Here is a 2,235-nt window from a genome sequence, read left to right as displayed (position 1 = left end):
GGCTAAATTACCCGACACCTGCAAAATCATTACAAACACCCCAGAAAAACGAAACCCCGCGAAAACGCGGGGTTCGTCAGCAGTCTGAAACCCCGGCTCGCCGGGGTTTTTTATTGTCTGCGGTTGGCTGAGTCGGTTGAAAAGGAGAGTGCGTTCAGCTGACCCTACTGCAAGCAATTCTGCGAATGGTGACCAATCAATAATAAAAAGTCATAAAGAGACGCTACAGGTTTTTTCGTTGCCGATATACAATCGTCCGCCTGCGCCGGCTCAGACCGGCTCACCGAATAATGAGGAGATCACCATGGCCGACTACAACGCTCCCCTGCGCGACATGCGCTTTGTGCTCAATGAAGTCTTCGAAGTATCCAAGCTCTGGGCCCAGCTGCCCGGCCTGGCTGAGGTTGTGGATGAAGAAACCGCAGCGGCCATTCTGGAAGAGGCCGGGAAGGTCACCGGTGGTGTTGTAGCGCCACTGAACCGCAGCGGCGATGAAGAAGGCTGCTCCTGGGACAACGGCGTAGTCAAGACGCCTGCCGGTTTCCCCGAAGCCTATCGTACCTACGCCGAAGGCGGCTGGGTGGGTGTGGGCGGCGACCCGGCCTTTGGCGGCATGGGCATGCCAAAGGTCATCGGCGCGCAGGTTGAGGAAATGGTCAACTCGGCCAACCTGTCCTTCGGTCTGTACCCGATGCTGACCTCTGGCGCCTGTCTGTCGATCCTCAACCACGCCAGCGAAGAGCTTAAGGAAAAGTACCTGCCGAACATGTACGCCGGCACCTGGGCGGGCTCCATGTGTCTGACCGAGCCGCATGCCGGTACCGACCTGGGCATCATTCGCACCAAGGCCGAGCCGCAGGCTGATGGCAGCTACAAGATCTCCGGTACCAAGATTTTCATCACCGGCGGTGAGCACGATCTGACCGAGAACATCATTCATCTGGTGCTGGCAAAGCTGCCTGATGCACCGGCTGGCCCCAAGGGTATCTCCCTGTTCCTGGTGCCTAAGGTGATGGTTAACGCCGATGGTTCGCTGGGCGAGAAGAACTCCCTGTCCTGTGGCTCCATCGAGCACAAGATGGGCATCAAGGCCTCTGCTACCTGCGTCATGAACTTCGACGGTGCGACCGGCTGGATTATCGATGAGCCGAACAAGGGCCTCAACGCCATGTTCACCATGATGAACTATGAGCGTCTGGGTGTGGGTATTCAGGGGCTGTCGCTGGGCGAGCGCTCCTATCAGAACGCCATCGAATACGCCCGTGACCGCATCCAGAGCCGTGCGCCGACCGGCCCGGTCAACAAGGACAAGGCAGCCGACCCGATCATCGTTCACCCTGACGTGCGTCGCATGCTGCTGACCATGAAGGCGCTGAACGAAGGCGGCCGCGCGTTCTCCAGCTACGTTGCCATGCAGCTGGACACCGCCAAGTACAGCGAAGACAAGGAAACCCGCGCCCGTGCCCAGGAGCTGGTTGCACTGCTGACGCCGGTGGCCAAGGCGTTCCTGACCGATATGGGGCTGGAAACCACCGTTCACGGTCAGCAAATCTTTGGCGGCCATGGCTTTATCCGTGAGTGGGGTCAGGAGCAGCTGATTCGTGACTGCCGTATTACTCAGATCTACGAAGGCACCAACGGCATCCAGTCGCTGGACCTGATGGGTCGTAAGATCGTTGGTAGCGGCGGCGCGTTCTACAAGCACTTCAGCGACGAAGTTAAAGCCTTCATCGCCAGTGCTGATGCGGCTCTGGGCGAGTTCACCGGTCCGCTGGAAGCGGCGATCGGTAACCTGGACGAGCTGACTGCCTGGGTTATCGACAGCGCGAAGAGCAACCCGAATGAAATCGGTGCTGCTTCCGTCGAGTACCTGCAGGCCTTTGGTTACACCGCCTACGCTTACATGTGGGCCCTGATGGCGCGCACTGCGCTGGCCAAGCAGGCAGAAGACGAGTTCTACGTCAGCAAGCTGGGTACCGCGCGCTTCTACTTCGCGCGCCTGTTGCCGCGTATCCACTCGTTGACGGCCTCGGTTAAGGCGGGCAGTGAGTCGCTGTACCTGCTCGACGAAGCGCAGTTCTAAGCGTGATGCGGCAGTAAAGAGCCCCGCTTCGGCGGGGCTCAGACTGCTGACGAACCCTGAATCGCCCCGGATTTCCTAGACACTTTCCAGGCTCAGTAAATGTTGCCTTTCAAACTCTACCGGTGACAGCTGGTTGTTGAAACCGTGTCGGC

The 2,235-nt window shown here is 58.9% G+C and carries 1 protein-coding gene; it reads left to right on the top strand.

Annotated elements, in window-relative coordinates; translation table 11 throughout:
- The first annotated feature begins 304 nt into the window (after positions 1-304).
- A complete protein-coding gene (locus BM116_RS18535) occupies positions 305-2,083 on the top strand; it encodes an acyl-CoA dehydrogenase C-terminal domain-containing protein (RefSeq protein ID WP_083729496.1) in 1,779 nt (592 codons plus the stop codon).
- The last annotated feature ends 152 nt before the right edge of the window (positions 2,084-2,235 follow it).

Source organism: Halopseudomonas pachastrellae (assembly GCF_900114765.1).
Classification (GTDB): Bacteria; Pseudomonadota; Gammaproteobacteria; order Pseudomonadales; family Pseudomonadaceae; genus Halopseudomonas; species Halopseudomonas pachastrellae.
The sequence above is the reverse complement of the archived record's forward strand: the minus strand, read 5'-3'. Positions and strand labels throughout refer to the sequence as shown.